We start from the raw sequence: 21344 nt of genomic DNA, 5'->3' as shown, positions 1-21344 counted from the left end.
TTTGACGCCCAGCCGGGGATGGCTGCCCCGGAATGGCCGTCAAACCCATACCATTGATACTGTCTTTAGCCAGGGCAAGGCACGCGTTTCACCTTGCCGCCCGTCTTGAACGGGTCAGCGCCAGAGCCAGGATTCTCGGCCATGCCATAGCAGGTGGCGCCGCCGGCGCTGACCACGCGCGTGGCGGGCCGGCCATCAGCCGTCAGGTATTCCTCCACGCGAATGACGGGGCCGCCGCGCCAGGCGGAGGCGACCAGCTTCTGGAAAGCGCTTTCGCTTTTGAGTTCGGCTGCGGCCAGCCACGGCTTGTCTTGCTTGATTTCGCCGCGCAGGGACTTGTCGGCGGCCCCCGCGGCCAGACGGGCGCGCGTGCGCAAGTCTGCGGCGGGCGCAGCTGCGGGCGATTCTTCGGCAGGCACGGTGATGGTTTCTGCTGCAACGGCGGGCGGTGCGAGGATGGCGGGAGGCGTGGCAGGCGTTGCACTGGCGCGCGCACGCGGCATGGGAAACGGCAGCGGCAGCGGCAGCGGCAAGGCCATCGGCGGCGTCTGCGGCGGTGGACGGGGCGGCATCAGGCTCATGAAGGCCACTTCCGTGTATTGCTTGAGCTGGCGCGCCGGCAGCATGAGGAAATACAGGCCCAGCGCGTGCATGGCGAGTATCAGCGCAACAGCCATGCCTTTCAGGCTCAAGCCCCGCCGCATGCGCAGGGAGGCGGACTGTAGATGGCGGAGCAATGGCATGCGGTTTCCTGTAGGCGCCGGGCGCGATGGCCCATTTTAGCGAAACTTGAGCATAGGCATTAATAAATCCATAAGGTATCGTCTGGCGCGCCTTTTTCCGCCAGATTCCAGTGCCTGCCTGCCTGGTGTTGTACGAATGGCGACTTTTTTTATGACATTCTCACACTTATTCACGCCCCGCTCGTCACTGGAATATAATGATAATCATTCTCATTAATATCCAAACAACACCATGCGCCCCTTCCGCCTCGCTCCTACCCCCTTCGCCCTGGCCGCCTTCCTGCTGGCCAGCACTGCCGCCCACGCCCAACATACGTCGCCAGACAGCGATGCGCAAACCATGCCCACGGTGGAAGTGAATGCCTCGGCCGATGCGTCGGCGGAAGGCTTGTCGAAAGCGTATGCGGGTGGCCAGGTGGCGCGCGGCGGGCGTTTGGGCTTGCTGGGCAACGTGGACATGATGGACACGCCCTTCAACAGCACCAACTATACGCAGGCGCTGATCCAGGACCAGCAGGCACAGGGCGTGGGCGATGTACTGCAAAACGATGCTGGCGTGCGCGTGACGCGCGGCTTCGGCAATTTCCAGGAAATGTACATGATCCGCGGCTTCGCCGTGAATTCGGACGACCTCGCGTATAACGGCCTGTATGGCTTGCTGCCACGCCAGTTTGTCGCTTCCGAATTGCTGGAACGCGTGGAAGTGTTCCGTGGCGCGAATAGCTTCATCAATGGTGCGGCGCCCGGCGGTGGCGGCGTCGGCGGCACCATCAATCTGGTGCCCAAGCGCGCCACCGATGCACCGCTGACACAGATTACGGTCGGCACGGAAAGCGGCGGCCAGGGCTATGTGGCAGCCGATATCGGCCGCCGCTTCGGCCCCGACAATAATACCGGCGTGCGCATCAATGCAGTACGACGCGATGGCGACACAGCCGTCGACCGCGAAAAGCACGAACTGAGCGTATTCTCTGTCGGCGCCGATTACCGCGGGCGCGATTTCCGCCTGTCGGCCGATGCCGGCTTTCAGGAACACAAGCTGCGCAATCCGCGCCCAAGCGTCAGTGTGGCCAGCGGCGTTGCCGTGCCCGCTGCGCCTGACGCCAGCAGCAACTTCGCGCAAGGCTGGACGCACTCCAACGAACGCGATACTTTCGGCACCCTGCGCGGAGAATACGACCTCGCCAAGGACGTCGTGGCTTGGGCTGCCATGGGCTTTCGTAATGGCGACGAGTCGAACGTGCTGGCAGCGCCCACGGTGAACAGTACGTCCGGCGCGGCCAGTTCCTATCGCTTCGACAATACCCGCCACGATAGCGTCCGTACGGGCGAGATCGGCGTGCGCGGCAAGCTGCGCACAGGCAGCGTCGGGCATACCATCAGCGCCACCGTCTCGACCTTCTGGTCGCAATCGAAGAACGCCTATGGCATGAGCGATTTTGTGACAGGCTTTGGCACGAATATCTATGCTCCCGTGCAGGTAGCCGCGCCCGCGCCAACCTGGTTCATGGGCGGCGACCTGGCGCATCCGCTGGTGACGGCACGCACCATGCTGTCGAGCTTTGCCATTGCCGACACCATGGCCTTTGCCGATGACAAGGTATTGCTGACTGTGGGCGCGCGCCGCCAGACCATCAAGGACGATTCGAACGACTACAACACGGGCGTCCGGTTTGATAGCAGCAGCTACAGCGAAAGCACCACCACGCCTGTGCTGGGCCTGGTGTATCGCCCAGTCAAGGAAGTGTCCGTCTATGCCAACTATATCGAAGGCCTGCAAAAAGGCGCGGTCGCCGCTGGCACCGGGGTGACCAATGTCGGCCAGGCGTTCGCGCCCTACAAGTCGAAACAGAAAGAAATCGGCGTCAAGTATGACGCTGGCCGCATCGGCGCCAGCCTTGCCCTGTTTACCACCAAGCAGCCATCGGCCTATGTGGAAAACGGTATCTTCGGCGTGTTTGGCGAACAGCGCAACCGCGGCATCGAATTGTCGGTCTTCGGTACACCTGCCCGTGGCCTGCGCCTGCTGGGCGGCCTGACACTGCTCGACACGGAGCAGTTGAGCGCCATGAACGCTGCCAACGTGGGCAAGGATGCCATCGGCGTGCCTGCTACCCAGCTGAATTTCGGTGCGGAATGGGATGTGCCCGGCGTACGCGGCCTGGCTTTGACGGGACGCACCTTGTATACGTCGAAGCAATACATCGATGGCGCCAATATGCAGAAAGTGCCGTCCTGGACACGCCTGGACTTGGGCGCACGCTACCTGACCACCATCGCCGACCGCGCCGTCACCTTGCGCGCGCGCCTGGATAACGTGACCGACAAGAACTACTGGGCGTCTGCCGGCGGCGCCTCGGGCGCTGGCTATCTTGTGCTGGGCGCCCCACGCACCGTCGTCGTGTCGGCGTCAGTGGACTTCTAAGCCAGAAGACAAAGCTGCCCGAGGGCAGCTTTTTTTTTCGCGTGCGCGCCTGTGCCGGCACGCCCGATTCGGCGACAATGCCCGCATGAAACGACTCCCCGCCCTGCTGCTCTTGCTCTGTCTATCCCTGCCGGCGGCTGCCCAGAAGCAAGCCGCCTGCCCCTATGCCGCCTGGAAAAGCGGCTTCAAAGGTGATGCGCGGGCGCAAGCCACGTGTTTATTACGTCCCGTCAAGTTGTATGCGCGCCTGGGCGACAGCGCGCCGCTACCGGACATTCTTGCCGCCCACATCGGCCAGCGCACGGGCATCACTCCGGCACGGCTGCGCGCCTGGCTGGCACAGCAGTCGATCAGTGAAGCGGACGTGGGCGGCGCCGTCGACGCACCGCTGTCGCGCGCCGTGGGCCGGCTGGCGGCGCCCATGGCCCGCTATTTTGTCATCCATGACACCAGCTACCCGAATTTCTTGCTGGAAACTATTCCCGACCATATCAACGATGCCAGCTGGGACTTCAACGATTTTAGCTTGCGCAATCCGGCGCTGGGTGGCGGGCCGAAAGGCCATGTGTATGTGAACCGCCTGGGCGCCTCGCTGCAAGTGCGCGACTTTGGCACGCCCAGCTACGCCAGCAAGCTGGAAAAGGACAAGCCGTCGCTGACGGGCCTTTTTCTGCACGTGGAGCTGGTGCAGCCGCGCAATTCCGTGCCGGGCGGCGGCAAGGGCAACGACGGGCTGGCCCCCGATCCGGGCTTTACGCCAGCGCAATACGACCGCCTGGCCCTGCTGTACATCGCTGCCAGCGTGCGCAAGGGCACGTGGCTGATTCCCGCCTTCCACGCCGTGCTCGATACGGGTTTTGCGAACGGTCATGACGACCCGCAGAACTTTTCTCTGGACGAGTGGTCAGCATCGCTTTCCCGCCTGCAGGCGGCTCTGCGGCAAGCCGATACGGGACAATAAGGCGTTTCCCTGGCCGCCGAATTGGCGCATACTATGATGAGCATAGCCATTCCTGTCAGGGAGTTCAGGTGAATATTGCCACGGATCATCAGGCGGACCGCCAGGCGGGCGCGCGCCATCCACTGCAGCGCGCACAGCGCATCTTTGCCATGCGCGACGCCGTCCTTGGCGTCTGGGAACAGCGCGTGCGGGCCAGCGTGCGCGGTGCGGATCAGTTGCTCAAGCCCATACTCACCAACACCTTGCCCGCTTTTTTCGATAATCTGGCCGAAGCACTGACCCCGGGCCACCCGCGCGAAAACGCCGCCAGCAACAGTAACGTGCCCGCCGTGCATGGCAATGAGCGGGCGCGCATGACGAATTACGGGCCGGAACAGGTAATCCAGGAATACCAGATCTTCCGCGACTGCTTTGCCGCCGTCGCGCATGAATCAGGTATCACCCTGCGCAGCAAGGATTGGCATGTCATCAACGAGTCCATCGACGTGGGCATCTGCGAATCGATACGCGAATTTACCAACATGCACGAAGCTTTCCGGCGCCGCATCGCGGCCGGTCTGTCGCACGACATGCGCAACCCCCTCGCTGTTATCAGCACCAGCGCCCAGTTGCTGCTCAGGCCAGTGGACCCGGAACGGGTGGTATTGCTGGCGCACAAGATTGCCGAGCACAGCAAACGGCTCGACAGCATGATCGAGGAATTGCTCGATAGCCTCAGCTACCACCAGGGCCAGCGGCTGCCGCTTGCCCTGAGCCAGTTCGATGTGCTGCCCCTGGTGCACGCCGTGGCCAGTCAGGTCAATCTGCAGCTGCCCGACAAATGCCAGGTCAACGGCCAACCTGTCGTCGGCTGGTGGTGCGAGAACTCGCTGCGACGCGCGCTGGAAAACCTGCTCGGCAATGCCATCAAGTACGGCGACGACGCGCCCATCAGCGTGCACGTGGAAGCGGTCCACGAACGCCTGATCATCACCGTCCACAATGGCGGCCAGGCCATCGCGCCGGAGCAGGCCGAACGCATCTTCGACTACCTGCGCCGCGAGAACGACAGCCCCGCGCCAGGCTGGGGCATCGGCCTGCCTTTCGTGCAGAACGTGGCCGAAAGCCACGGCGGCAGCATCGCCGTCGACAGCGCACCTGAAACGGGCACCAGCTTCATCTTTGACGTGCCCGTCGATTGCCGTCCCTTCGTCCAGCCCGCCGACTTCCCCAAGAGTGACAGTTAGCGCACCAAATCGGTGCGAAGAACGCCGCAACGCCACAAAAGTGGTCATATTTGCACATCTTCGAGGCCACCCTGTTGGCACGCTTCCTGCTGAGCTATACATAGACACGGCTCAAGGGAAATCACAACATGGCAAATTTTTTCAATGAAATGACTGCGGATGAAGTGGGTACGGACAGCAAGGTACGTGAACACTATCGTGAATTTGACAACTGGCTGGCGCAGCAATCCCCCGAGACCATCGCCCGCAAGCGGGCCGAAGCCGACCTGACGTTCCGCCGGGTCGGCATCACCTTCGCCGTGTATGGCGACGATGCCGGCACGGAGCGCCTGATACCGTTCGACACCATCCCCCGCATCATCCCCGCCGCCGAATGGGCGCAGATGCAAACGGGCCTGGTGCAGCGCGTGCAAGCCTTGAACATGTTCATCCATGATATTTATCATGGGCAAAACATCATCAAGGCGGGCATCATTCCTGCCGAGCAAATCTACAAGAATGCCCAGTATCGGCCGGAAATGCAGGGTATTTCCGTCGCCTCCGACATCTACGCGCACATCGCCGGTGTCGATATCGTGCGCGCCGGCCAGGGCGAATTTTATGTACTGGAAGACAATTTAAGGGTGCCTTCGGGCGTGTCCTACATGCTGGAAGACCGCAAGATGATGATGCGGCTGTTCCCGGAACTGTTCGCCCGCAACCGCATCGCCCCCGTTGACCATTATCCGGACATGCTGCTCGACAACCTGCGCTCCGTCGCGCCCATGGGCGTGGATGACCCAACGGTCGTCGTCATGACACCCGGCATGTACAACTCCGCCTACTTCGAACACGCCTTTTTAGCCCAGCAAATGGGCGTGGAACTGGTCGAAGGCAAGGATTTGTTTGTCAACGACAACTCCGTGTACATGCGCACCACGCGCGGCCCCAAGCGCGTCGACGTGATCTACCGCCGCGTCGATGACGATTTCCTCGATCCGCTGGCTTTCCGCTCCGATTCCTCGCTGGGCGTGCCAGGCCTGCTGTCCGTCTACCGGGCCGGAAGAGTCACCTTGGCCAACGCCATCGGCACGGGCGTGGCCGACGACAAGTCCATCTACCCCTTCGTGCCCGACATGATCAAGTTTTACCTGTCGCAGGAGCCGATACTCAACAACGTGCCCACTTACCAGTGCCGCAAATCGGCCGACCTGTCCTACGTGCTGGCGAATTTGTCCAAGCTGGTGGTCAAGGAAGTGCATGGCGCGGGCGGCTATGGCATGCTGGTGGGCCCGGCATCGAGCGCCGCGCAGATCGAGGATTTCCGCCAGCGCCTGCTGGCCAATCCGGGCGGCTACATCGCCCAGCCTACACTTGCCCTGTCCGCCTGCCCCACGTATGTGGACGCCGGCATTGCGCCGCGCCATATCGATTTGCGCCCGTTCGTGCTGTCTGGCAAGACGATTTCCATGGTGCCGGGCGGCCTGACCCGCGTGGCGCTGGGCGAAGGCTCGCTGGTAGTCAATTCCTCGCAAGGGGGCGGCACCAAGGATACCTGGGTACTGGAAGCCACATCCGCTTTTGCAGGAGAAAAAACATGCTGAGCCGCACTGCCGATCATTTGTTCTGGATGGCCCGCTACACGGAACGGGCGGAAAACACGGCGCGCATGCTGGACGTCAACATGCAGACCTCGATGCTGCCCCAGTCCGAGCAGGACGCGGAACAGGGCTGGCGCGCCACCCTGGGTATTTCCGAACTGCAAAGCGCGTATGACCACAAATATGGCCGCTTCCATACGCGCGACGTACTCGACTTCATGGTGCGCGACCCGAACAACCCGTCTTCCATCCTGGCCTGCCTGACGGGCGCGCGCGAAAACGCCCGCGCCGTGCGGGGTACATTGACGACCGAAGTGTGGGAAATCCAGAACGCCACCTGGCTCGACATGCAGAAACGCCTGAAGAGCAATCTGCTGGAAACGGACCCCAGCCAGTTCTTCGAATGGGTCAAGTACCGCTCGCACCTGTCGCGCGGCGTGACCCTGGGCACCATGCTCAAGGATGAAGCCATCCATTTCATCCGCCTGGGCACCTTTCTGGAGCGCGCCGACAACACGGCGCGCATCCTCGACGTGAAGTTCCACGGCGCGCGCGACACGTCGAAAGACATCACCCAGCGCGACTTTTACTACTGGGCGGCCCTGCTGCGCTCCGTCTCCGGCTTTGAAATCTACCGCAAGGTCTACCGCGACGTGATCACCCCGGCGCGGGTAGCGGAATTGCTGATGCTGCGCGGCGACATGCCCAGATCCTTGCTGGCCTGCATGGATGACGTGGTGGAAAATCTGAAGCATATCCGCAACGATGTGTCGGCCGATACGGAGCGGTTCGCCGGCAAATTGCATGCCGAGTTAAAATTTGGCCATATCGACGACATCATGAAGGCTGGCTTGCACCAAACATTGACGGAGTTTCTGGAAAACATTTATGAGCTGGGCAACCGGGTCAGCCGCGACTTCCTCGTTCCCCTGGCGGCCTGATGCAGCTCACCATCCGCCACGAAACCCATTACGCCTATAGTGCACCGCTGGCCTACACCATCCAGCAGCTGCATCTGACGCCGCGTATCGAGCCGCAGCAGCGCGCCCTGTCCTGGCAGATCACCACGCCAGGCCGGTGCCACGCTTATACGGATGCCTACGGCAATTTGTCGCACATGCTGACCATCAGCGGCAGCCATCAATCCCTGAGCCTGGTGGCGCACGGCGTGGTGGACACCATCTACCCGCACAAGGGACGGCTGAACCTGATCGACACCTTGTCGCCGCTCTTGTTTACCATGCCGACACCCCTGACGCAGGCTAACCCCGCCATCCTTGAACTGGCGGCTGCCAGCCTGCCGGACCGCCGGGTGACGGCCGGCACGGGACATTTGCTGCGCCTGGCCGAGCACATCGTCGGCAAGGTGGCGTATGAAAGCGGTGCCACCATGGTCACCACCACCGCTGGCGATGCCCTGGCGCTGGGACGCGGCGTGTGCCAGGACCACGCCCATCTGTTCCTGGCCTGCTGCCACGCCTGGGGCATCCCGGCCCGCTATGTGTCCGGCTATATCGATCCGGGCACGACGGGCCATGCGGCCAGTCACGCCTGGGTCGACGCCTGGACGGAAGACACGGATTTCGCAGGCTGGGTCAGCATCGACGTCACGCATGCGCGCCTGATGACGGACGCGTATTGCCGCCTGGCCATCGGGCGTGACTATGATTCGGCCGCCCCCGTGCGCGGCGTGCGCCAGGGTGGCGGCACGGAAACGTTAAGAGTCGATGTGCAGATCGTGCCCGTGTAACTGGCAGGAATGAGGCTGGCCGGGCCTTGCCAGCAGGTGGCAAGGCCCGGCTGGTGTAGAATGTCCACCCTTTTGACTTGATTTACGACGATGACTTATTGCATAGGCATGCGCCTCAACGAAGGCCTGGTCTTCCTGTCCGACTCCCGCACCAACGCCGGCGTGGACCAGGTGGGCACCTTCCGCAAGATGAGCGTGTTCGAAAACCCGGGCGACCGCATGCTGGTCCTGATGACGGCCGGCAACCTGTCGATCTCGCAGGCGATCCGCCAGATCGTCTCCGAACACGTGGATGCAGATGGATGCAGTATCTGGAACGTGGCCAGCATGTACGATGCGGCGCGCATCGTGGGCGAAGCCGTGCGCACCGTGCACCAGCGCGAAGCGAAGGCCCTGGCCGAGTGCGGCATCGATTTCAATGTCAGCTTCATTTTAGGGGGCCAGATAGGCGCCGAACGCTGCCGGCTGTTCCAGGTGTATTCGGCCGGCAATTTCATCGAATCGCACGATGAAAACACGTATTTCCAGATCGGCGAAGCGAAATACGGCAAGCCCATCATCGACCGGGTGATCAACCCGGCCACGCGCCTGGACGAAGCGGCCAAGTGCGCGCTGATCTCCATGGATTCGACCCTGCGTTCGAACATTTCCGTTGGCTTGCCGCTCGATCTGCTCGTCTACGAGACGGGCAGCCTGGCCGTCACGCGCTTCGTCACCATCGATGAAAAGAACCAGTATTTCCGCATGATCCGCGACACCTGGGGTGAGCAATTGAAACATGTTTTCGAAGGCATCGTCGATCCCGTGTGGAATGCGGCGCCGGAAACCACGACGAACGTATTGTCGTCGGCCAACATGCACAGCAAGCCCGTGCGCGTGGCCATTCCCGAGCACGTGAGTCGCGGCGGCCTGACGGTGGCGCCCTTGCAATCGCTGGCGCAGCAGTTCGGCGACGACAAACAGCATTGATCTGCCGCGCACCGCCCACGCGCGGTGCTGGACAAATCGTCCCTACCGTGCTTTTATGGCAATATGGCTTGACATTCAATCCAGATTGACCTGAAAGGCAGGTGGCGCATGGACTTGATTACTTCCGCCGTCGTGGCGGCCATCGGACAGGGCGCGCCTGACCACGCGTCCGAAGCCGTTACCAGCCATTTTCAAAGGCTCAAGCGGGCCATCGCCAAGTTCGACAGCGCGGCCTCCATCCTGGCCGCCATCGCCGCCGTGGAGGCGGCGCCGGACCATACCCGGCTGCAACTGGCCCTGTCGGCCGCCCTGTCCCGCGCGAAAGTACCTGATGACATGGAAGCCCTGTTCGCCGCGCAAGGCTTGCTCGATGCGTTGCAGCGGCCTTTCCCCCAAATACCTGAAGTGCAAGCGGTGCCCGCGCCTGCCGATAAAAGCGCCGTCGTGTCCAATTATGCGGTGATGAAAGTGTATTTCGCCACGGACCGCCAGCGCGACGTGGGCAAGCCGCCCGCACAGCGCTTCAGCGGCGAACGCAGTAAAGGAATGAGCAGCGGCAACGGCGGCGGCGATGGCCTGCTCAGCTATGGCAGCTGCGACATCAGCATCCCCCGCGACCACCGCATGGGCCAGCTGGAATCGCCGTCGTTGTGGCGCCTGGAATTTCGCGACGACCCGGCCAAGCATGTCGTGCTGCTGGACGCCGTGGTGCAAGACCGCGAGCTGTTCTTTGCGGCCTTGAAAACGCAGATCCGCGCCTCGGCCGGCAAGAGCGCCTTTGTCTTCGTGCACGGCTACAACGTGAGTTTCGAGGATGCGGCGCGGCGCACTGGGCAAATGGCCTACGACCTGGGTTTCGATGGCGCGCCCGTTTTCTACAGCTGGCCGTCGCGCGGCGACCTGGCCGGCTACACCATCGACGAAAACAATATCGAGTGGAGCACGCCCCATATCACCAATTTCCTGGCCGACTTTCTCGCCAGTACGGAAGCGGCGCAAGTCTATCTGGTGGGACATAGCATGGGCAGCCGGGGCCTGGCGCGCGCCGTGGCCGACTTGCTGGCCGCGCAGCCGCAGCTGGCGCAAAAGATCACGGAAATCATCCTGTCCGCGCCCGACATCGACGCCGCCATCTTCAAGCATGATATCGCGCCGAAACTGGCCGGCGCGCGCAACCCTGTCACTTTATATGCCTCGTCGCAAGACCTGGCCCTGGCCGCCTCGCAAGCCGTGCACGGCTACCCGCGCGCGGGCGCCAGCGGCGCCGCCATGCTGATCGTGGCGGGCGTGGAAACCATCGACGCCACGGGAGTCGACACGAGCTTCATGAAGCACACCTACTTTGCGGAAAAGCGCTCTGCCCTGTCCGACATATTCTATTTGATACGCAACCATGCTCGTGCCAACCAGCGCTTTCTCGACCCCGTCGATACAGTAGCCGGCCGCTACTGGACGTTCAAACCATGACGCGGCTTCATGCTAGTGGGCACGCATGCTAAGATACGGCCAAGAGGGTGGCAACGGGCACGGCGATGACGCCGTCAGCCGATCCCCCGCAAGCAGGCCATATCATGTTGACATCATCTTCTACACCGCAAGCCGAATCACTGATCCGCAACACCAACGCCCGCGTCACCAAGACGCGCGTAAAGGTGCTCGACTTTTTAATGGCGCAAAGCCGTTCGCTGACCCACCATGAAATCCAGCAGGCACTGTCGCAGGACAGCGATATCGATTCCGTCACCCTGTACCGGGTATTGGAATGGTTGACGGAAAATGAACTGGTGCACCGCATCGCGGGTGCCGACCAAGTGTGGCGCTTCAGCGCGGGCGCTGGCCACCAGGCGCACGAACACGCGCACTTCCAGTGCACCAAATGCGCCAACGTCACCTGCTTCAATGAAGTCAAGCTGCCACCGCCCGTGCTGTTGCCGGAAGGTTTCAGTGGCGGCGAAGTCGATTATTTGATCAAGGGCCTGTGCCCCCGCTGCAAGTAAGGCACTTCTGACATCACTTGAGCAGCCAGGCCAGGTGATGCTCGTCGTAAAGCAAGTTGCCCACGCTCATAGAGCGCGGCTCCGTGCCATACGGGATAAATCACGGCGATTCATATAATTGCCGTGTGGCATTTTTTTCCGCATTCACGCTCATGCATGACTGCAGGGTCCGTCCCGGCCTGTTCCATGCAGGCGTTGACGGGACGCGACGCCACCCCCTTACCCCGCTGCGCCACATCGACGCAGACGCCCCATAGCAAGGCCTTGTGCCACAGCTGGCGCAGCGGTGCGCGCCGCAAACCGGCAAAGCCCACGAGGCGTTCGCCATCGAAGGCGCCAAAGCCGCTTTGCTGCGCGCCGCCGGCGATGCGCTGCGGGTGTTCTTCTTGTGCGCGCGCCAGTTCGTCCTCGCGCGACGATGAAAACGCGCTGGGCGAATCAAGGATGGCGCGCAGGTGCAATGCGCAGAGGCGGCGGGGTCTGCTGGCGTCAGCAGGCGGATGACGATAGCCGGTGCGTGCCTGGTGGAATTCGGCTTTTTTCCATCCTGCCCACGCCCTGCCCTTACGCAGGCACGCGGCGCAAGACTAGCAAGGTCCAGCCGTACAGGGCCGCCATCAGCAATACCATGGCCCCGCCCAGTGCCGCCATCCAGCTTTCCGGCAGCGACCAGGCGTCGTTCAGCTTGCCGGCGGCCATGCAGGCGGCCATGGCCACACAGATGGCGACGATGGGCCAGCCCAGGCGGCGCCGGAAGGCCCGCACGATATCAATCTTGCCGGTGCGCATGACTTTCGCCGTGACCCAGCCATCGAAGGTATCCGTCACGGCCATGCCCACGGCAAACACCGTACCTGTGAGCAAGGCCGGCCCCATGCCGCCCAGCGCCACGGCCGCATAGCCCCAGGCGGCCGCCTGCACGGCCGTGTCGAACACCAGCGCGAACAGCATGCCGACGATGATGGCGGCAAGCGGCCCGGACGTGTCCCGCACCCAGCGGGGTAGCAGCCGGGCGCGCACCTCGGCCAGTTGCGCGCCCGCCAGCAAGCTGCGCGCGTTCAGGGCTGCGATGAGCAGCAGCAAGGCGATGGGCAGCCACTCCAGCCAGCCGAACACGGCTTCCGATGGTGAGAAATGCCTTGAGGCCAGCGCGGCGACAGCCACGATGGCCAGCACGCTGACGCCATGCCCCAGCGCAAACAGCGCGCCCATCCACGGCGCCCAGCGCGGATGGGCGGACTGGCTGCGCAGGGTCAGGCCATCGACGGCGGCCAGATGGTCCGGCTCCAAACCATGCCGCATGCCGAGCAGGAAAATCAGCGCCAGGGCGGGCAAGCCCGCGTCCACGCTCATGCGGCCGCCAGGCTGGGGGCGCTGGCCGCCCCTGCCACGCAGCGGTCCAGGCCCCGCGTCAGCATCTCCTGCGGCAGGTCGCGACCGATGAAAATCATCTTGCTGGCACGCGTTTCATCGTCGCGCCATGGCGCACCCAGTTCCGAGCCCATCAGCATGTGCACACCCTGGAAGACGGCGCGGCATGGCAAGTCGGCAACAGACAAAATGCCTTTGTAACGCATCAGCTGGGTGCCGAACAGCTGCACCACGGCGTCAAGGAAGTTTTCCACCTGCAGCAAATCGAGGGGCTGGGACTGGTGGTACACGAACGATTGCACGCCGTCGCCATGGCGGTGGCCCAGTTCCCCCAGGAAATCCGGCTCCAGCTCGACGATGGCGTTCAAATTGAATCCGCGAATGTTCAGGATATCGCGCAGCGGTACATTGCCAAAGCGCACTTTCTGTATGCTGGCGCGGCCATTGATGGCGACCAGGCGCTGGCGCAGCGCGGCCAGCTCGTCCTTGCTGACCAGGTCCGTCTTCGACAGCAGGATGCGGTCGGCAAAGCCAACCTGCTCCTGCGCTTCCTTGTGCGCCGTCAATTGCTGTTGCGCATGGCGGGCGTCGACCACCGTCAGGATGGCGTCGAGCATGAAAAACTCGCTGACGGACGGCTCGGCAAAGAAGGTTTGCGCCACGGGGCCGGGCGCGGCCAAGCCCGTCGTTTCGATGATCACGTGGTCAAAGGCGATCATCGCGGCGGCCCGTTTGGCCTGCAATTCGCCCAGGATGCGGATCAGGTCGCCACGTACGCTGCAGCAGATGCAGCCATTGTTCATTTCCACGATCTGCTCGTCGCTATCTTGCACCAGCAAGCCATGGTCGACGCTTTCGGCGGCAAATTCATTTTCGATCACGGCGATGCGCACGCCGTGATCGCCCTGCAATATGCGCTTGAGCAAGGTGGTTTTCCCGCTGCCGAGAAAACCCGTGATGATGGTGACGGGGATCAGTTCTGTCATGGTGCGTTCCTATCGATGGTTAATCTTCCAGTTCTTCCATGCGTTGCCATTGGGGAAACGGGTCGGGAAACTTGCGCCAGGCGGCCATGCCCTGGCGCGTTTCCGTGTAGTTGAGTTGACATTTCTTTAAGTCCGCCTCGATGGCGGCCTGGTCCATGTCCTGGCCGATGAAGACGAGTTCCTGGTAGCGGTCGCCATACGTTTCGCTCCAGCCCGCTTTGACTTCCGCCAGCGAGGCCGCATCCGTGGGCCAGCGATCTTTCGGCACGGAGGCCCACCACAGGCCCACGGGTTCGATATTCATCAGCTTGCCTGCGCCGGACAGGCTGGCCACCCATTCGGGCCGGCTGGCCAGCCAGAAATAGCCCTTGCTGCGTACCACGCCCGGTATCGGCCGGGAAATATAGTCATGCAGGCGCTGCGCGTGGAAAGGCTCTTTCGCCCGGTAGACGAAGCTGTGGATTCCATACGTGTCCGTTTCCGGCGTATGGATGCCGGCCAGCTCTTGCGCCCAGCCCGGCATGGCGGCCGCCTGCTCCAGGTCGAACAGGTTTGTGCCCAAAATGGCGTCCAGCGGCACGACGGACTGGTTGGTTTCAATGATGCGCGCTGCCGGATTCAATGCCTTGAGGATGGCCAGCACGCGCCGGCGCGCATCCGCATCGACCATGTCAACCTTGTTGAGGACGATGACATTGGCAAACTCGATCTGTTCCGTCAGCAAATTGGCCAATTGGCGGTCGTCGCCCTCGCCCGCGATCTCGCCGCGCTGCTCCAGGCTGTCTTCGCTGTGAAAATCCGCCAGCAGGTTGGCGCAGTCGACCACGGTGACCATGCAGTCGATGCGCGCCACGTCGTTCAGGCTGTCGCCGTGCTCATCCTCGAAGTCGAAGGTGGCGGCCACGGGCATGGGCTCCCCTACGCCCGTCGATTCGATCAGCAGGTAATCGAAACGGTCTTCGGCAGCCAGGCGCCGCACTTCCAGCAACAAATCGTCGCGCAAGGTGCAGCAGATGCAGCCATTGGACATTTCCACCAGTTTTTCTTCCGTGCGCGACAGGGCCGCGCCGGCCGCCTCGGCACTGTCCTTGACCAGCGAGGCATCGATATTGACTTCGCTCATGTCGTTGACGATGACGGCCACGCGCTTGCCTTCGCGGTTGCGCAGTATGTGGTTGAGCAAGGTGGTCTTGCCGGCGCCGAGAAAGCCGGACAGGACGGTGACGGGGAGTTTGCGCTGGGTCATGGGTAATCCTTCGGATTGGTGAGTTCGTGATGGTGGACGTAAATGCAGCTTAGTTGCATTTTTAAATTATAATGCAACTTACTTGCATTTGCATGGCAATCGTTACCCACCATGACGAAAGAAACCTTGCTACACACTCGCATTTCACGACATGTCGTGCAGTCAAGGACCACGCTCCTCAAGGTGCTATAGTGAAATTGTGTCGGCCATGCTATCGAAGCAAGCGCATGGCGACTGAACAGTCAAATTCTCACAGTTTCCAAGGAATCGATGATCTTGCGCAGCTATACAATGTTTCTTGCATTAGTTATTTTGATGATGGGCAGTGCGATTGCCGCAGAAATAAAACACCCGATCAAACACTATATTTACTTTAATCACCGCGAACTGAACGGGGAAAACATCACCTCGGATAAAGCACTAAACGATCCCCGTTTCAGCGGCGCGCAAATCGTGTACACGTGGCGCAGCCTGGAGCCGGAACAGGACCGTTATGATTTTGCGGCGATCCGCCACGACATCGCCTATCTCGATTCAATCGGGAAAAAACTGTGGATACAACTGCAGGAAAAATCATTCACGCCACGCTATAACGTGCCGGCCTATTTGCTCAGTGATCCTCGCTACCATGGCGGCATCATCAAGCAAAGCATGCTTTCGGCGCCGGAACGCGACCCGCGCAAGCCGGTGACGGATGATGAGTACGGCTGGTCGCCAAAAATGTGGGAAGCACCGGTACGCGAGCGCTATCAACGCTTGATACGGGCGCTGGGCAAGGAATTCGACGGGAAAATCGAGGGCATTAATTTCAGCGAAAGCTCGATCGACATTGGCGTTGAGGACAGCAAGGGAAATACTACTTTCCCCGATGATTTCAAGCCGCAAGAATATGTGGATGCCATCAAGGAAAACATGCAGGTACTGGCCACTGCTTTTCCCCACACCACCACCATGGTGTACTTAAACTTTCTGCCGGGTGAATGGCTGCCGTGGACCGACAAGGGCTATATGCGCAGCCTGTTTGCGCAAGCGCAAACGCTGCATATGGGCGTGGGCGGTCCTGACCTGATGCCGTATCGAAAAAGCCATATGGGCCAGAGTTACCGCTTTATCAAGGACTACCCTGCGAACCTGGTCAAGGGCATGGCCGTACAGGACGGCAACCTGCGCCAAATCAATCCCCGTACCGGAAAAAAAATTCCGTGGAAGATTTGCTCGATTTTGCCCGCAATTACCTGGGTCTGAACTATATTTTCTGGGTAGAAGACGAGCCTTACTTTAGCAATGAAGTGCTGAAAAAACTGCCGGCGCATTGATACGCAATCGCGCCATCGCGCGGCAGCGTGTATCCATGCGCCTTGCACGGCTGTCATCGGCGCGTCATATGGCGGCGTTACAGTCGCGTCCTTTGAATCTTTCCGAGGGCGGTAATGAAAACAAATTGGGTCATGCTGGCGGCGCTGGCAAGTGCAGGTTTAACTGGCTGCAACGGCAGCTCGACGACGGCGCAGGTCATTCAAGAAGGGACGACGGTCACCGTGGCATTACTGGAAACCACGGATATCCACTCGAACGTCCTGAGCTACAACTATTACGCGCTGGCCGAAGACACCAGCCTGGGCCTGGAGCGCACGTCGACCCTGATCCAGGCGGCGCGCGCGGAAAACCCGAACAATGTGTTGCTTGACGATGGCGACGTCATCCAGGGCACCCTGCTGGCCGACCTGCAAGCCGTGGCCGCGCCCGTGCCCTGCTCCGGCACTCTGGCCGTGCACAAGGCCATGAACGCGCTGAAATACGATGCGGGCGGCATGGGCAACCATGAATTCAATTATGGCTTGCCCTACCTGAGCCAGATCACCAACACGGATTTCGGCATTCCCGGCGTGGCCAAGCCGACGGGCACCTGCGGCGCGCCCGCCTTCCCTTCCGTGCTGAGCAATGTCGTCGGCGTAGCCAGCGGCAAGCCCATCTTCCAGCCCTACACCCTGCTGCCCCGCGATTTCACCGCCACGGCACCCGATGGCAGCAAGCTGACCGTGAAGATCAATGTGGGCGTGCTGAGCTTTGTGCCGCCGCAAATCCTCGAATGGGATCAAAAAGTACTCGCTGGCAAGGTCAGCGTGACTGGCGTGCAGGAAGCGGCCAAGCAATACGTGCCGGAACTGCGCAGCAAGGGCGCCGACCTCGTCGTGGCCCTGTCGCATGGCGGCCTGGACACCAGCGCCTACAGCCCGAAGATGGAAAACGGCAGCTATCACCTGACCAGCACGGGCATCGACGCACTGATGATCGGCCATTCGCACCTGATCTTCCCGAAGGGTAAAGAAACGGGCGCGGCCGCGCTGGACGCGTCGTTTGCCGCCTTCCCCGCCAGCGCCAAGATCGACGCCGTCAACGGTTTCGTCAATGGCGTGCCCACCGTCATGGCACAAAGCTGGGGCCGCCGTCTGGGTATCATCAAGCTGACCATGGTGTATCAGGGCGGGCGATGGGTAGTACAGCCGGCCAAGACGACGGTGGAATCGCGCGGCTTCAAGTACACGGATGGCACGACCCTCGTGAAAGCCGACCCGGCCATCGCGCCCCTGGTCACCACCGAGCACGCGGCCACCATCGCCTATGCCAAGCAGCCGCTGGGCATCAGCACGGATTTCGAAATGTCCGCCTATTTTGCGCTGGTGGGCGACGTCAGCGCCATCCAGCTGGTGAACCAGGCCCAGCTCGATTACGTGAAGAACTTCATCGCCACCAGCACGGATGCCACCTTGGCCAGCTACAAGAACATCCCCGTCATCTCGTGCAGCGCGCCTTTCAAGGCGGGCCGCAACGGGCCATCGGACTTCACGGACGTGGCTGCAGGCGCGACGCCAGCCGCACCAATCGGCTTGCAGGTGCGCAATCCGGGCGACTTGTATTTATATAGCAACAACAACCTGCAAGCCGTCAAAATCAAGGGTTCGGACTTGAAGGCGTGGCTGGAAACGTCGGCCAAGCAATTCAATCAGATCGACCCGAGCGCCACGGCCGAGCAAGACCTGGTGCCGTCGTATGGCACGATTTACAACTATGACGTGTTCTACGCGGAAAACAATGCTCTCACATACCAGATCGACGTGACGAAAAAGGTCGGTAGCCGCATCGTCAATCTCACGTACAAGGGCGCACCCGTGGCCGATGGCGATGACTTCATCGTCGCCACCAACGACTACCGCGCCGGTGGCGGCGGCGCCGTGCCGGGCATCGATGGCAGCAAGACCATCATCAAGTCGCCCGATGCGAACCAGGCCGTGGTCAGCAACTACCTGGCGTCGCTCAGCACCAAGGGCGGCAAGGTGACCCTGGCGGCCAATGGCAGCGCACGCAGCTGGAGCTTCGTCAAGACAGCCACGGCCGGCCCCGTGATCCTGCGTTCGGCACCGGGCCATCTGGCCTTGGCGCAAGGCAACGGTATCGCCAACGTGGCGGCTGAAGGCGGACTCGACGCCAGCGGTTTCGCCAAGTACCGCATCGACCTGAGCAAATAAGGTCCATGGGCCGGGACTGCGGTGGTTCCGGCCTGTTTTGATGAAAGGTGATCCAGATGAAACATGCACTCTCCCTCCCCGCCGTCGTGCTGGCTGCCGTCCTGGCCGCCTGCCAGGCATCGCCGCCGCCCACGCCGGCTGAAATCGAAGCCGTGGCCATGCATGCGCGCCAGGCGGGCGACCACCAGGCCGAGCGCCGTGTGCGCAGCTGGGCCAGCAAGGACATCCCCGTCGCCGAGCGCGAACTGGCGCTGATTTACCAGCCCCGTCCGGAACGCCGCGCCGAGGCGCTGAGTCTGTTCGAACAGGCGGCCCGCGCCGGCGATACGGAAGCGGCATTCGAACTGGGGCAAATGCTGCGCGCGGCAGCGCCCGGCCAGGCCTGGTTATGGTACCGGCAAGCGGCCCAGCAAGGCCATGCGAAGGCGGCATTGATGCTGGGCTTGCTGGCAGCGAACGGCGAAGGCGTGCCAAAAGATCAAAGCGAAGCGGCGCGCTGGCTGGAAAAATCGAGTGAGCTGGGCAACCCGCACGCCATGTTCCTGCTGTACAACGCCTACCGCGAAGGCCGCGGCGTGCAGCGCGACCTGGTCAAAGGCCATGCCCTGCTGGAAGAAGCGGCCCACCACGAATACCCGCCCGCCATCCAGGAACTGGCCATGACGGTGCAGGCGGACGACGCTCTGCGCGCGGGGCATCTGATGAAGGAAGCGACGGAACACCGGCACAATAACTGGAACAAGTTTTAAGCCAGTTCAATGTCAAGCCGTATTGCTGGATGCCACATATCGCTAGCGCCAGAAAATCACGCTGCGCTTTGGGCCAGGTCAATCGTGTTGGACTGGACATTGCCGAGGGGCTATGATGAACAAGCTGCTTCCGTGGAGGCGGCGGGGCTGTTGCCGGCCCCGAAATAGCACACTGTATTTGCTTTTTAGAAATTTGTTACTCTGGACCAGCCTCGGTGAGCATGTCGCATACGCTCAGCCCAGCCAGTGTTTGGGTAGGCCCTGGCTCGTCCGTTGACCTCCCTATAAGAAAGAGTCCAATGAAAAAGCTGACCACCGCCTTTGGCGCGCCTGTAGTCGACAACCAGAACATCCAGACGGCCGGCCCGCGTGGCCCTGCCCTCTTGCAAGATGTGTGGTTCCTGGAGAAGCTGGCCCACTTCGACCGCGAAGTCATCCCCGAGCGCCGCATGCATGCAAAGGGTTCCGGCGCGCACGGCACGTTTACCGTCACGCACGACATCACGCGCTACACCCGGGCGAAGATTTTTGGCGCCGTGGGCAAGCAAACGCCCATGTTCGCACGCTTTTCCACGGTGGCTGGCGAGCGGGGTGCGGCGGACGCGGAACGCGACATCCGCGGCTTTGCCCTGAAGTTCTATACGGAAGAAGGCAACTGGGATTTGGTCGGCAACAACACCCCCGTGTTTTTCATGCGCGACCCGCTGAAATTCCCGGATCTAAATCACGCCATTAAGCGCGACCCGCGCACGGGCTTGCGCAGCGCCAACAGCAACTGGGATTTCTGGACCTCGCTGCCCGAAGCGCTGCACCAGGTGACGGTGGTGATGAGCGACCGGGGCTTGCCGCGCAGCTTCCGCCACATGCATGGCTTCGGCAGTCATACCTTCAGCTTCCTGAATGCGCAAAACGAGCGTTTCTGGGTCAAGTTCACGTTTAAAACCCAGCAAGGGATACAAAACCTGACGGACGCCGAAGCAGAGGCGCTAGTGGGCAAGGACCGCGAAAGCTCGCACCGCGACCTGTACGAAAGCATCGAGAACAAGGATTTTCCCCGCTGGACCCTGTACGTGCAGATCATGCCGGAAAAAGAGGCAGGCACATATCACATCAACCCCTTCGACCTGTCGAAGGTGTGGCCGCACGGCGACTATCCGCTGATCGAGGTGGGCGTGCTGGAACTGAACCGCAATGCCGACAACCATTTCGCGGAAGTGGAACAAGCTGCCTTCAACCCGGCCAACGTGGTGCCCGGCATCAGTTTTTCGCCAGACAAGATGCTGCAAGGCCGCTTGTTTTCGTATGGCGACGCACAGCGCTACCGCCTCGGCGTCAACCACAGCCTTATCCCCGTCAACGCGCCAAAGTGCCCGTTCCACAGCTACCACCGCGACGGCCAGATGCGCGTCGACGGCAACCAGGGAGGAACCCTGGCCTATGAGCCGAACAGCGAACAGGAATGGGCCGAGCAGCCGGATTTCCGCGAACCTCCGCTGAGTATCGAAGGCGCGGCCGACCACTGGAACCACCGGGTCGACGAAGATTACTATTCGCAACCGCGGGCCCTGTTCCGCCTGATGACCCCGGCACAGCAGCAAGTGTTGTTCGACAACACGGCGCGCGCCATCTCGGGCGCCTCGGAGCAAGTCAAGCAACGCCACATCGGCAACTGCACCCTGTGCGACCCCGCTTATGGGGCGGGCGTGGCCGAAGCGATCGGCCGCCTGAGCAAATAAGGGCAGGCTGAAAGCAGACAGTCAGGAAAGACGGCGGCGCCATGCCTGGCAACAGGCCTGGCCCGCAACACCGTGCGA

Annotated in this window: 18 protein-coding genes; 13 read left to right on the top strand and 5 right to left on the bottom strand. The window is 61.8% G+C overall.

Annotated features, from left to right (window positions below; genetic code table 11):
* Nucleotides 1-65 precede the first annotated feature (65 nt).
* Nucleotides 66-743 (bottom strand): hypothetical protein, encoded by a 678-nt coding sequence (locus ACQ4WZ_RS09060; RefSeq protein ID WP_436573169.1) that lies wholly within the window; start codon nucleotides 741-743, stop codon nucleotides 66-68.
* 232 nt (nucleotides 744-975) lie between these two features.
* Between ACQ4WZ_RS09060 and ACQ4WZ_RS09055 the strand changes: the two genes are divergently transcribed.
* The 9 genes from ACQ4WZ_RS09055 to ACQ4WZ_RS09015 all read left to right on the top strand — a co-directional run bounded on the left by ACQ4WZ_RS09055 (nucleotide 976) and on the right by ACQ4WZ_RS09015 (nucleotide 11651).
* Nucleotides 976-3168: a TonB-dependent receptor gene (locus ACQ4WZ_RS09055; RefSeq protein ID WP_436573168.1), complete on the top strand. Its 2193-nt coding sequence runs from the start codon at nucleotides 976-978 to the stop codon at nucleotides 3166-3168.
* An 85-nt stretch (nucleotides 3169-3253) separates the two neighbouring features.
* Complete coding sequence (locus tag ACQ4WZ_RS09050; RefSeq protein ID WP_133991461.1) at nucleotides 3254-4129, top strand: hypothetical protein; 876 nt, start codon at nucleotides 3254-3256, stop codon at nucleotides 4127-4129.
* Nucleotides 4130-4197: 68 nt separating this feature from the next.
* Nucleotides 4198-5355, top strand: a complete 1158-nt coding sequence (locus ACQ4WZ_RS09045) for a sensor histidine kinase (RefSeq protein ID WP_436573167.1) — start codon at nucleotides 4198-4200, stop codon at nucleotides 5353-5355.
* A 128-nt stretch (nucleotides 5356-5483) separates the two neighbouring features.
* Nucleotides 5484-6938 carry a circularly permuted type 2 ATP-grasp protein gene (locus ACQ4WZ_RS09040; protein ID WP_101481288.1) on the top strand — a complete coding sequence of 485 codons (1455 nt, stop codon included), beginning with the start codon at nucleotides 5484-5486 and terminating at the stop codon, nucleotides 6936-6938.
* Complete coding sequence (locus ACQ4WZ_RS09035; protein WP_436573166.1) at nucleotides 6932-7876, top strand: alpha-E domain-containing protein; 945 nt, start codon at nucleotides 6932-6934, stop codon at nucleotides 7874-7876. The genes ACQ4WZ_RS09040 and ACQ4WZ_RS09035 overlap by 7 nt, the downstream gene beginning before the upstream one ends.
* Nucleotides 7876-8685 (top strand): transglutaminase family protein, encoded by an 810-nt coding sequence (locus ACQ4WZ_RS09030; protein WP_133991457.1) that lies wholly within the window; start codon nucleotides 7876-7878, stop codon nucleotides 8683-8685. Before ACQ4WZ_RS09035 ends, ACQ4WZ_RS09030 begins: the two co-directional genes overlap by 1 nt.
* 90 nt (nucleotides 8686-8775) lie before the next feature.
* Nucleotides 8776-9654, top strand: a complete 879-nt coding sequence (locus ACQ4WZ_RS09025; protein ID WP_133991455.1) for a proteasome-type protease — start codon at nucleotides 8776-8778, stop codon at nucleotides 9652-9654.
* Nucleotides 9655-9762: 108 nt separating this feature from the next.
* Entirely contained in the window at nucleotides 9763-11121 is a 1359-nt protein-coding gene (locus ACQ4WZ_RS09020) for an alpha/beta hydrolase (protein WP_436573165.1), read from the top strand.
* A 104-nt stretch (nucleotides 11122-11225) separates the two neighbouring features.
* Nucleotides 11226-11651: a Fur family transcriptional regulator gene (locus ACQ4WZ_RS09015; RefSeq protein WP_034787417.1), complete on the top strand. Its 426-nt coding sequence runs from the start codon at nucleotides 11226-11228 to the stop codon at nucleotides 11649-11651.
* 110 nt (nucleotides 11652-11761) lie between these two features.
* Here the strand turns inward: ACQ4WZ_RS09015 and ACQ4WZ_RS09010 are convergent, their stop codons facing one another.
* From ACQ4WZ_RS09010 to zigA, 4 genes are all read right to left on the bottom strand, one after another.
* On the bottom strand, nucleotides 11762-12112 hold the full coding sequence (locus ACQ4WZ_RS09010; protein ID WP_436573164.1) for a GNAT family N-acetyltransferase: 351 nt from the start codon (nucleotides 12110-12112) through the stop codon (nucleotides 11762-11764).
* A 103-nt stretch (nucleotides 12113-12215) separates the two neighbouring features.
* Nucleotides 12216-13004, bottom strand: a complete 789-nt coding sequence (locus ACQ4WZ_RS09005) for a HoxN/HupN/NixA family nickel/cobalt transporter (RefSeq protein ID WP_436573163.1) — start codon at nucleotides 13002-13004, stop codon at nucleotides 12216-12218.
* Nucleotides 13001-14008, bottom strand: a complete 1008-nt coding sequence (locus tag ACQ4WZ_RS09000) for a CobW family GTP-binding protein (protein ID WP_436573162.1) — start codon at nucleotides 14006-14008, stop codon at nucleotides 13001-13003. The genes ACQ4WZ_RS09005 and ACQ4WZ_RS09000 overlap by 4 nt, the downstream gene beginning before the upstream one ends.
* A gap of 19 nt (nucleotides 14009-14027) precedes the next feature.
* Nucleotides 14028-15254 carry a zinc metallochaperone GTPase ZigA gene (gene zigA, locus ACQ4WZ_RS08995; protein ID WP_436573161.1) on the bottom strand — a complete coding sequence of 409 codons (1227 nt, stop codon included), beginning with the start codon at nucleotides 15252-15254 and terminating at the stop codon, nucleotides 14028-14030.
* A gap of 270 nt (nucleotides 15255-15524) precedes the next feature.
* On the opposite strand from zigA, the gene ACQ4WZ_RS08990 reads away from it, so the two are divergent.
* From ACQ4WZ_RS08990 to ACQ4WZ_RS08975, 4 genes are all read left to right on the top strand, one after another.
* Nucleotides 15525-16499: a hypothetical protein gene (locus tag ACQ4WZ_RS08990; protein ID WP_436573160.1), complete on the top strand. Its 975-nt coding sequence runs from the start codon at nucleotides 15525-15527 to the stop codon at nucleotides 16497-16499.
* A gap of 185 nt (nucleotides 16500-16684) precedes the next feature.
* Nucleotides 16685-18781: a bifunctional 2',3'-cyclic-nucleotide 2'-phosphodiesterase/3'-nucleotidase gene (locus ACQ4WZ_RS08985; protein ID WP_436573159.1), complete on the top strand. Its 2097-nt coding sequence runs from the start codon at nucleotides 16685-16687 to the stop codon at nucleotides 18779-18781.
* 56 nt (nucleotides 18782-18837) lie between these two features.
* Nucleotides 18838-19530, top strand: a complete 693-nt coding sequence (locus ACQ4WZ_RS08980; protein WP_436573158.1) for a tetratricopeptide repeat protein — start codon at nucleotides 18838-18840, stop codon at nucleotides 19528-19530.
* 299 nt (nucleotides 19531-19829) lie between these two features.
* The gene (locus tag ACQ4WZ_RS08975; RefSeq protein ID WP_101481299.1) at nucleotides 19830-21266 is read left to right on the top strand and encodes a catalase; all 1437 of its coding nucleotides are present in this window, start codon (nucleotides 19830-19832) and stop codon (nucleotides 21264-21266) included.
* The last annotated feature ends 78 nt before the right edge of the window (nucleotides 21267-21344 follow it).

The sequence above is a fragment of the Janthinobacterium darwini genome (assembly GCF_051380905.1).
In the GTDB taxonomy this organism is placed as follows: domain Bacteria; phylum Pseudomonadota; class Gammaproteobacteria; order Burkholderiales; family Burkholderiaceae_D; genus Janthinobacterium.
This window is presented reverse-complemented; position numbering and strand designations above follow the sequence as displayed.

What these genes read in the sequence shown, in the direction of transcription:
- ACQ4WZ_RS09030 (WP_133991457.1), top strand. Translation starts at nt 7,876, where the DNA reads ATGCAGCTCACCATCCGCCACGAAACCCATTACGCCTATAGTGCACCG.
- ACQ4WZ_RS09055 (WP_436573168.1), top strand. Translation starts at nt 976, where the DNA reads ATGCGCCCCTTCCGCCTCGCTCCTACCCCCTTCGCCCTGGCCGCCTTC.
- ACQ4WZ_RS09025 (WP_133991455.1), top strand. Translation starts at nt 8,776, where the DNA reads ATGACTTATTGCATAGGCATGCGCCTCAACGAAGGCCTGGTCTTCCTG.
- ACQ4WZ_RS08975 (WP_101481299.1), top strand. Translation starts at nt 19,830, where the DNA reads ATGAAAAAGCTGACCACCGCCTTTGGCGCGCCTGTAGTCGACAACCAG.
- ACQ4WZ_RS08990 (WP_436573160.1), top strand. Translation starts at nt 15,525, where the DNA reads ATGATCTTGCGCAGCTATACAATGTTTCTTGCATTAGTTATTTTGATG.
- zigA (WP_436573161.1), bottom strand. Translation starts at nt 15,254, where the DNA reads ATGACCCAGCGCAAACTCCCCGTCACCGTCCTGTCCGGCTTTCTCGGC.
- ACQ4WZ_RS09015 (WP_034787417.1), top strand. Translation starts at nt 11,226, where the DNA reads ATGTTGACATCATCTTCTACACCGCAAGCCGAATCACTGATCCGCAAC.
- ACQ4WZ_RS09005 (WP_436573163.1), bottom strand. Translation starts at nt 13,004, where the DNA reads ATGAGCGTGGACGCGGGCTTGCCCGCCCTGGCGCTGATTTTCCTGCTC.
- ACQ4WZ_RS09040 (WP_101481288.1), top strand. Translation starts at nt 5,484, where the DNA reads ATGGCAAATTTTTTCAATGAAATGACTGCGGATGAAGTGGGTACGGAC.
- ACQ4WZ_RS09020 (WP_436573165.1), top strand. Translation starts at nt 9,763, where the DNA reads ATGGACTTGATTACTTCCGCCGTCGTGGCGGCCATCGGACAGGGCGCG.
- ACQ4WZ_RS09035 (WP_436573166.1), top strand. Translation starts at nt 6,932, where the DNA reads ATGCTGAGCCGCACTGCCGATCATTTGTTCTGGATGGCCCGCTACACG.
- ACQ4WZ_RS09060 (WP_436573169.1), bottom strand. Translation starts at nt 743, where the DNA reads ATGCCATTGCTCCGCCATCTACAGTCCGCCTCCCTGCGCATGCGGCGG.
- ACQ4WZ_RS08985 (WP_436573159.1), top strand. Translation starts at nt 16,685, where the DNA reads ATGAAAACAAATTGGGTCATGCTGGCGGCGCTGGCAAGTGCAGGTTTA.
- ACQ4WZ_RS08980 (WP_436573158.1), top strand. Translation starts at nt 18,838, where the DNA reads ATGAAACATGCACTCTCCCTCCCCGCCGTCGTGCTGGCTGCCGTCCTG.
- ACQ4WZ_RS09050 (WP_133991461.1), top strand. Translation starts at nt 3,254, where the DNA reads ATGAAACGACTCCCCGCCCTGCTGCTCTTGCTCTGTCTATCCCTGCCG.
- ACQ4WZ_RS09000 (WP_436573162.1), bottom strand. Translation starts at nt 14,008, where the DNA reads ATGACAGAACTGATCCCCGTCACCATCATCACGGGTTTTCTCGGCAGC.